Raw genomic sequence first — 8,183 nt, 5'->3', positions numbered from 1 at the left:
GCTGCTGGAGTCGGAACTGGGGCTGGCCCGGTTACGGGGGGTGCCGGTGGCGGCCGCGTGGGGCCGGCCCCGTGCGGCCGGGGCAGGGGCGGTGTCCTCGGCCGCGGCACCGGATGCGGGGCCGCGCACACCTGGTCCCGCGCGGGAGGCGTCCGCGTCCGCGGGCGGTTGGGGGCGGTCGTGGTCAGGCCTCGGCGGGATCCGTCTGTCGCCCCTTCCTCGGGGGATCGCCACGTGGGGCGTGGTCCGGCCGGACCCGGCGGTCCCGCGGGGAAGCACGGAGGCGTTGTCAGTGGGGGGTGGAAGGATCACGGGGTGGGCGAACTCAGCAGTGACACGTACTGGGACACCGTGGCCGACCGCTTCGACGAGGAGCCCGACCACGGCTTGCGGGAGCCGGCCGTGCGGGAGGCGTGGGCGGCGCGGCTGCGGGCGTGGCTGCCCGGCACCCCGGCGGACGTGCTCGACCTCGGGTGCGGCACGGGCAGCCTCGCGCGGCTCGCCGCCGAGCAGGGGCACCGGGTGACCGCCGTCGACCGCTCCGCGCGCATGGCCGCGCTGGCCCGGACGAAGCTGGCCGGCACCGGGGCCCGCGTCCTGCTCGGGGACGCGGCCGAACCGCCCGTCGCACAGGGCCGGTTCGACGTGGTGCTCGTCCGGCACATGCTGTGGGCGCTGCCCGACCCCGTGGCCGCGTTGCGCCGCTGGGCCCGGCTGCTGCGCCGCGGCGGACGCCTCGTGCTGGTCGAGGGGTGCTGGGGAGAGGCCGAGCCGGTGGGCATCCGCGCCGCCGAACTGGCCGCGATGGTACGGCCGCTCGCCGAGCACACCGAGGTGGAGCAGCTCGCCCACGACACCGCGCTGTGGGGCGGCCCGGTCCACGACGAGCGCTACGCCGCGGTCGTGCGGATCAAGCAGCCCCGCAGGCACACGGAGATCGTCGACGTCCACCTCGTCCTCCGCCGCGGCGACGAGGTCCTGCTCGGCCGCCGCGTCAACACCGGTTACGCCGACGGCCTGCTGCACGCCCCCTCCGGCCACGTCGAGGACGGCGAGGACGTCCTGACGGCCCTGGTCCGCGAGGCCCAGGAGGAGGTGGGCGTCGTGCTGCGCCCCGAGGACATCGCCGTCGCCCTGGTCATGCAGCACCGCGCGCCCGGCGGGGGCGAGCGCATCGGCTGGTTCTTCGAGGCGGACGGCGGCGTCCACGAGCCGGTCAACCGCGAGCCGGAGAAGTGCTCGGAGCTCGGCTGGTTCCCCCTGGACGCGCTGCCGGACGACATGGTGGCGTACTGCAGGGCGGGCCTGGAGGCGTACCGCGCGGGCGAGCGCTTCGTGCTGCACCTGCACGAGCCGGGGGACGCGATCGCCCACGACCCGGCGGGGCCCGGCCGCGCCGTCGTCCTCGCGGACGGTGCGTGCAGCACAATGGCCGCGACAAACAGCGCTGCCCCGTCCCGCCGGGAGGACGACACACCGTGAGCCTCAAGATCACCGTCAGGCCGGACGCGGCCGCCGCGCCCTACGAGCAACTGCGCGAGCAGATCGCGGACCAGGCCCGTTCCGGGGCCCTCCCGGTCGGCTACCGGCTGCCGACCGTCCGCGGGCTCGCGGACGACCTCGGCCTGGCGGCCAACACCGTGGCCAAGGCCTACCGCGCCCTGGAGTCGGACGGTGTGATCGAGACCCGCGGCCGCAACGGCACCTTCGTCGCGGCCGCGGGCGACGCCGCCACCCGTGAGGCGGCCGCCGCCGCGTCGGCCTACGCCCAGCGCGTGCGGCGCCTCGGCCTGGACCGCGCCGCCGCCGAGGACGCCGTGCGGGACGCGCTGCGCGCCGCGTACGAGGCGTAGCGCGCGCCGCTCACAGCAGTCCGGCGAGTTTGTACAGCGCCAGCGAACCCGCGACCGCGACGTTGAGGCTGGCGCCCATGCCGACCATGGGGATCTCGACGGCGAGGTCGAGCAGGTCGAGCGCCTCCGGCGGGATGCCCTGCTGCTCGTGCCCCAGCACGACGACCGTGGTGCGCCGCGCGGCCGGCAGGTCCGCCAGCCGGACCGCCTCGTCGGCGAGTTCGACCCCGACGACGTGCGCTCCGCGGTCGCGCTGCCGCTGCAGCCAGCCCAGGGGATCGCCGGTCCAGTGCACGCAGGCGGGCCGCCGCAGGGTGTTGCCGCGGGCGAGCGCCTCCGGCACCCAGGGGAAGCGCGGGACGACCAGGCACGCGCCGACGGCGTCGCAGGTGCGCAGCAGCGTCCCGAGGTTGGCGCCGTGCAGCGGCCACAGCGGCGCCGCGTACAGGTGGTCCCAGCAGTTGTGCGACCGCGGGCGGCGACTGCGGCGCAGTTCCGCCGGGGTGCGGGTCCGTATCCTCCCCGTCGCGCCGCCGGGCGGACCCCCGGCCATCAGAGGTAGAGGCCTCCGGAGGCGGAGGCCGGGGTCGTCTGGTGGGGGAGCGCGGTGCCGCCGGAGGAGGAGGCGCCGCGGCGCAGGGCGTAGAGCTCCGCGAGCGTGGCGCCGTCCCGGCCGATGCCCTCGGACGTGCCGAGCCAGCCGGTCGCCTCGGCGCGGGTCAGCGGGCCCACCTCGATCCGGGCCAGGCAGCGCCCGGGGCGGACCACCGCGGGGTGCAGCCGCTCCAGGTCCTCGTTGGTCGTGATGCCGACCAGGACGTTGCGGCCCTGGCCGAGCAGGCCGTCGGTGAGGTTGAGCAGACGGGACAGCGCCTGGCCGGTCTGGTGCTTGGCCTGGCCGCGGATGAGCTCGTCGCAGTCCTCCAGCAACAGCAGCCGCCAGCGGCCCGGCCCTTCGGTGTCGTCCTCGCCGATGGCGATCTCCATCAGGTAGCCGACGTCGTTGAAGAGCACCTCGGGGTCGAGGACGCAGTCCACCTGGCACCAGTCGCGCCAGGCGCGGGCCAGCGTGCGCAGCGCGGAGGTCTTGCCGGTGCCCGGCGGGCCGTGCAGGAGCAGCAGCCGGCCGCTGACGTCGGCGGCGGTGAGCTTCATCAGCCCGTCCATGGCCTCCGCCACCGGCGCGGTGTAGTTGCCCCGCACGTCGTCCCAGGGGGCGGCGCTGATCTGCCGCGTGATGCGGTGCGGCCCGCGGCGCGGGGCGACGTACCAGAAGCCCATGGTCACGTCGTCGGGCTGCGGTTCCGGCTGGTCCTCGGCGTCCTCGACGGCCTCGGCCAGGACGCGCTGCGCCAGCTCCTCGGTGACCGCGGTCACCGTCACGTCGGCACGGCGGTGCCAGCGCGACACGAGGATCGTCCAGCCGTCGCCCTCGGCGAGGGTCGCGCCGCGGTCCTTGTCCCGCGCGGAGCGCAGCACCGACCCGCCGCTCGGTACGAGCGTCAGCCCCGACTTGACCCGGTCCAGGGACGTGCCGCACGAGTAGGGCTGCTCGCCGGTGACGAAGCGGCTCAGGAACAGGGCGTCGATGGCGTCGGACGGCGAGTCGTCGTCGTTCATGCCGAGACGGATGGACAGGGCGCGATGCGGGGGCGTTGCGTCGGGCATGCCGCTCATGATCCGGCACGGGGTCCGCGTCCGCACCGGGTTTTCACGCAGTGGCGGAATCACCGGGAATTCCCGCACGCCCGGTGGAACCGGCCCGATCCGGGCACAGCGGGCGGTTCACGGGGCACCGGGCGTCCGGCCGGGGATGGCGCGTCCGGGCGGTGCCGCCGTCGGCGCCCCTAAAGGGCCTCCCAACTACGGGAGTAGAGCCCGCCGGCCGAGACGGCGTCACATCCGGTGCACGCAGCGGCGATCACGGACAGCTCGCAGGAATGTCCATGTCAAGAAATCTTGGCATGGACACTTCCCGAACGTGTTACTGCGCGGTACGAAAGATGCGGCAGAGATCCTGCTAAGGGAGGTTCCATGAGACTGTCCCGTTTCGTGTCAGCCGCATCCACACTTCTCCTTACCGCCGCACTCGCCCTGGTTGGTGCCGGTTCCGCCCGAGCCGCCGGCCCCGTCTACGTGGCCCTGGGCGACTCGTACTCCGCCGGAGTCGGGTCCGGCAGCTACGACGGCTCGAGCGGCAGCTGCTACCGCAGCAGCAAGGCGTTCCCCCGGCTGTGGGCGAACGCGCATAGCCCGTCCGGGTTCTCTTTCACCGCGTGTTCCGGAGCGACCACGACCGACGTGCTCAACAATCAGCTCGGTCCGCTCAACGCCTCGACGACCCTGGTCAGCATCAGCATCGGCGGCAACGACGCCGGCTTCGCCGACGTGATGACCACCTGCGTCCTCAGCTCCGACAGCACCTGCCTCAGCCGTATCAACCAGGCCAGGGACTTCGCCAACAACCAGCTGCCCGCACGGCTCGACTCCGTCTACAACGCCATCAGCTCCAGGTCCCCTTCGGCCCGGGTCGTCGTCCTCGGCTACCCGCGCTTCTACAAGCTGGGCACCACCTGCATCGGCCTCAGCGAGACCAAGCGCAGGGCCATAAACGACGCGGCCGACCTCCTCGACACCGTCACCGCGAAGCGCGCCGCCGACCACGGCTTCGCCTTCGCCGACGTCCGCGGCACCTTCACCGGGCACGAGCTCTGCTCGGGCTCGGCCTGGCTGCACAGCCTCACCCTCCCCGTCTACGAGTCCTACCACCCCACCGCCTCCGGCCAGTCCGGCGGCTACTTGCCGGTGTTCACCTCCGCCGCGTGACCCGCGGCACCGCAGAGCGGAGCACCCGGACGACGTGAGACGAGGGGTGCCGGGCCACCGCCCGGCACCCCTCGCCCATGCCGGCGCTGCCTCAGGGGGTCGTCGCCGTCCCCTCCGAACCGCTCGGCGACGGGCTCGGCGCCCGGCACGTGACCGTGAACGGGACGTGCGCGGACTCCGTCCCCACCGGACTGCGCACCTCGACCGCCACCCAGCCCTCGATCGTGCCGTCCGGCTCGTAGGACGGCTCGGTGTGCTCGACCGTCCGGCTCCTCGGGCCGCCCGAGGGGAAGTCGAGGGTCTGCCAGCCATGGTCGGAACCGGCGCCGCTCGTCCTCCAGCGGTAGGTGACCGTCACCGGGGTGCGGTCGACCGTGACGCCCGCCGAGTAGGACGGCGCCTGCTCCGCGGGCGGCGGACAGCCCCCGGTGTAGGTGTCGCGCACGGCCGACACCGTGACGTGGACGTTCACATGGGCCGGGGTGCTGGGCGGCGCCGAGGTGTGCGGAGACGCGGAGTCGCCGCCGCCGGCCGTCGCCTCGTAGCCGCTGGCGTCCGTGTCGTCGTCGTCCTGCGAGCCGGTGGCGGACGGGGTCCCGTCGCCGCCCGGGGTGTTCCCGGCGGTCGTGCCGTGGCCGGAACCGCCGGGTGAGCCGTCGTCGAGCAGGGCGTAGGCCACGCCCCCGATGCCCAGGGCGAGGGCGAGCACGCCCGCGGCCATCGCCACCGCCGCGCGACGAGGCCGGGCCGGGGGACCACCTGACGGGGGGCCGAATCCGGTGCCGACGGGTGTCGTCGGCCCGAGCGGTGTCGAGGAGACGGGAGTCGAGGAGACCGGCGTGGACCGGACCGGTGTGCCGTCCGGCCCCGGCGGCATCGGCACGGCGGCCTGGGTGGTGGCGTAGGCCGTTCCGGCGCCCGGCGGGGTGCGCCCGGCGGCGAGGGCGTCCAGCCGCCGCTGCACCTCGTCGCCCGGGATCCGGGCCGCCGGGTCCTTGTGCAGCAGTCCGGTGATCACCGGGGCCAGCGGCCCCGCCCTGCGCGGCTCGGGCAGTTCCTCGTCCACCACCGCGCGCATCGTGCTCAGTGCGGTGTCGCGGCGGAACGGCGAACCGCCCTCCACCGCCACGTACAGCAGCACCCCGAGCGACCACAGGTCCGACTCCGGGCCGGGACGGCGGCCGAGCGCCCGCTCGGGGGCCAGGAACTCCGGTGAGCCCACCAGTTCGCCGGTGCGGGTGATCGCCGAGGAGCCCTCGATCATGGCGATGCCGAAGTCGGTGAGCACGACCCGCCCGTCGTTGCCGATGAGCACGTTGCCCGGCTTCACGTCGCGGTGCAGCACCCCGGCCGCATGGCCGGCGCGCAGCGCCGCCAGCACCTTGCCGCCGATCCCCGCGGCGCGCCGGGGGTCCATGGGGCCCTCCGCGTCGAGGACGTCGGCGAGCGTCACGCCCCGGACGAGCTCCATGACGATCCACGGGCTGCCCTCGGCCATGGCCACGTCGTACACCTTGATGACGTTGGGGTGCTCGACCCGCGCGGCCGCGATGCCCTCCTGCTGCAGCCGCGCGTACAGGCGCTCGACCTCCCCGTCCTCCAGGCCCGGCGGGGCCTTGACCTCCTTGACGGCCACCTCGCGGCCCAGCAGTTCGTCCCGGGCCAGCCACACCACACCCATGCCGCCCCGGCCCAGCTCGCTGATCAGCCGGTAGCGCCCCGCCACGAGCCGTGTCATCGGCGTGTCCCCCCTTCGTGCCGCCCGCAGCCCAGCATGACCGAACTTCCTCCCGAACGGACCCTTTCGACGGAAAGCTCCCTCAAGCCGGCAGTGCCAGCACCGCCCTGAGCAGCAGACCGCAGCCCAGCACCAGCACCACGGACGCCGTGGCCAGCGGCGCGAGGCGCCGTGCCGCCGTGAACAGCCAGCCGCGGGACCGCAGCGCCGACGCCTTCCCGGCCAGCCGCCCGAGGCGCACGACGGCGAAACCGGCGGCCGTGAGCGTGATCGCCAGACCCGCGCCGTACGCGAGCACCAGCAGGAAGCCGAACCAGGCCTGGCCGAGTGCCGCGGCACCCACCAGGACGACCACCGCGGAAGGACTGGGGACGAGACCGCCGGCGAAGCCGAGCAGGATCGTGCCCCGGAGCGTGGGCCGCGGCTCGTGCGGGTGTGTGTGCGGGTGGACGTGCACGTGGCGCTCGGGGGCGGGGCGTTCGGCGGTGAGGACGGCCGCGGGCGCGGTCTGCGCCGCCGTCCCGGGTGCGGGTGCGGGGCGGCGCGGGTGGACGTGGTGTTCGCCGTGGTGGCGATGGCCGTGCCCGTGGTGGCCGCCCCCATGGTCGTGGCCGTGGTCATGCCCTTGCCCGTGCCCATGTCCGTGGTCGTGGCCGTGGGACTGACCCCGCAGCCGCCAGGCGCGGCGGAGCAGCGCCGCACCGGCGCAGGCGACCAGCACCCCGCTGGCGACGCCCAGCCAGCCGATGACCGAGGGCGCCGCGGCCGAACCGGTCGTCACCAGCAGGCCCAGCGCGAACACCCCCATGGTGTGGGTGACCGTCACCGACGCGCCCAGCGCGACCATGTCCCGGCGCGACCGCCGGCCGCCCGCGGCGGCCGCCGCGGCCATCAGCGTCTTGCCGTGCCCGGGCGCGAGCGCGTGCATCGCGCCCAGGGCCAGCGCCGTGAGCAGGGCCAGGGCGGCGAACCCCGGGGTGAGCGCGTGCCGTGACACCAGGTCGGTGAGGGCCTGGGTCCAGCGGTCCGCGCCGCGCGGCAGCACACCGGCGGCGGGGGCGTCGTCCTCCGCCGCCAGCGCGGGGCCGCCCGGGGTCACCCGGAAACCGGCCGCGCGCTCGTCGGCGGGCGAGGAGAGCAGGTCCTTCGGGTACGCGGTGAGCCGCCGCGACACCGACGTCCCCGGCACGTCGGCGTCGTGGAGCGTCATCCGGTCGCCGCGCGCGGTGATCTCCCGCCAGCCCGGCCCGGCACCGATGTCCGCCGGACGGTACGTCAGGGGCGCGGACCTGCCGTCCGGCAGGCGCGCCGTCATCCGGCACTCGACGCGCAGTGTCGTCAGCCCCGCCTGCCCCGGCCGTACGGTCGCCGTGGCCCGGCGCACGGTGACCGGTTCGCGGCGACCGCCCACGGACGCCCGTGCGCCCTCCGCGGCCGCGTCGCACCGCGCCCCCGCCCAGTCCGCCAACTCGGCGCGGCCCAGCGCCCGGTCGCCGTCCCGGTCGATCGCGGGGACGGCCTGGGCCGCGGGGATCTCGGCGAGGTCCTCGACGTGGTCGATCCGCAGCACACCGGGGGCGGCGACCAGGCCGTCGTAGCGGTTGACGGTGAAGTTGCCCAGCGGATGCGCCTGCGCCTGTCCTGCGGGAAGCAGCGCGAGGGCCGCTCCCGCCGCTGCCGCGGCCGCCGCGGCGGCCGTCCTGCGCCGGATCATGACGGGTCTCCTTCGATGCGTGCCAGCGCGCGGCGGGCGGCGGGGGCGGCGG

7 protein-coding genes are annotated in these 8,183 nt (G+C 75.3%); 3 read left to right on the top strand and 4 right to left on the bottom strand.

Annotated features, from left to right (window positions below; all coding sequences use genetic code 11):
• The first annotated feature begins 315 nt into the window (after nt 1-315).
• Nucleotides 316-1,482, top strand: coding sequence for a methyltransferase domain-containing protein (locus tag PV341_RS41740; RefSeq protein WP_500360588.1), 1,167 nt, complete (start codon nt 316-318; stop codon nt 1,480-1,482).
• Nucleotides 1,479-1,853: a GntR family transcriptional regulator gene (locus tag PV341_RS41735; protein WP_500328477.1), complete on the top strand. Its 375-nt coding sequence runs from the start codon at nt 1,479-1,481 to the stop codon at nt 1,851-1,853. The genes PV341_RS41740 and PV341_RS41735 overlap by 4 nt, the downstream gene beginning before the upstream one ends.
• A gap of 10 nt (nt 1,854-1,863) precedes the next feature.
• Here the strand turns inward: PV341_RS41735 and PV341_RS41730 are convergent, their stop codons facing one another.
• Nucleotides 1,864-2,406: a TrmH family RNA methyltransferase gene (locus PV341_RS41730; RefSeq protein ID WP_500328476.1), complete on the bottom strand. Its 543-nt coding sequence runs from the start codon at nt 2,404-2,406 to the stop codon at nt 1,864-1,866.
• Nucleotides 2,406-3,521 carry a DUF5925 domain-containing protein gene (locus PV341_RS41725; RefSeq protein WP_500360587.1) on the bottom strand — a complete coding sequence of 372 codons (1,116 nt, stop codon included), beginning with the start codon at nt 3,519-3,521 and terminating at the stop codon, nt 2,406-2,408. Before PV341_RS41725 ends, PV341_RS41730 begins: the two co-directional genes overlap by 1 nt.
• A gap of 366 nt (nt 3,522-3,887) precedes the next feature.
• On the opposite strand from PV341_RS41725, the gene PV341_RS41720 reads away from it, so the two are divergent.
• The gene (locus PV341_RS41720) at nt 3,888-4,679 is read left to right on the top strand and encodes an SGNH/GDSL hydrolase family protein (RefSeq protein WP_499511030.1); all 792 of its coding nucleotides are present in this window, start codon (nt 3,888-3,890) and stop codon (nt 4,677-4,679) included.
• 91 nt (nt 4,680-4,770) lie between these two features.
• Here PV341_RS41720 and PV341_RS41715 read toward each other — a convergent pair whose 3' ends face one another.
• Both PV341_RS41715 and PV341_RS41710 read right to left on the bottom strand, forming a co-directional pair.
• The gene (locus PV341_RS41715) at nt 4,771-6,417 is read right to left on the bottom strand and encodes a serine/threonine-protein kinase (RefSeq protein WP_500360585.1); all 1,647 of its coding nucleotides are present in this window, start codon (nt 6,415-6,417) and stop codon (nt 4,771-4,773) included.
• Nucleotides 6,418-6,499: 82 nt separating this feature from the next.
• Nucleotides 6,500-8,131 (bottom strand): nickel transporter, encoded by a 1,632-nt coding sequence (locus tag PV341_RS41710; RefSeq protein ID WP_500360583.1) that lies wholly within the window; start codon nt 8,129-8,131, stop codon nt 6,500-6,502.
• Between the last annotated feature and the right edge of the window lie 52 nt (nt 8,132-8,183).

Origin of the sequence: Streptomyces sp. PA03-1a (assembly GCF_033792805.1) — a bacterium.
GTDB lineage: Bacteria > Actinomycetota > Actinomycetes > Streptomycetales > Streptomycetaceae > Actinacidiphila.
The sequence above is the reverse complement of the archived record's forward strand: the minus strand, read 5'-3'. Positions and strand labels throughout refer to the sequence as shown.

What these genes read in the sequence shown, in the direction of transcription:
- PV341_RS41715 (WP_500360585.1), bottom strand. Translation starts at nt 6,417, where the DNA reads ATGACACGGCTCGTGGCGGGGCGCTACCGGCTGATCAGCGAGCTGGGC.
- PV341_RS41725 (WP_500360587.1), bottom strand. Translation starts at nt 3,521, where the DNA reads ATGCCCGACGCAACGCCCCCGCATCGCGCCCTGTCCATCCGTCTCGGC.
- PV341_RS41710 (WP_500360583.1), bottom strand. Translation starts at nt 8,131, where the DNA reads ATGATCCGGCGCAGGACGGCCGCCGCGGCGGCCGCGGCAGCGGCGGGA.
- PV341_RS41720 (WP_499511030.1), top strand. Translation starts at nt 3,888, where the DNA reads ATGAGACTGTCCCGTTTCGTGTCAGCCGCATCCACACTTCTCCTTACC.
- PV341_RS41730 (WP_500328476.1), bottom strand. Translation starts at nt 2,406, where the DNA reads ATGGCCGGGGGTCCGCCCGGCGGCGCGACGGGGAGGATACGGACCCGC.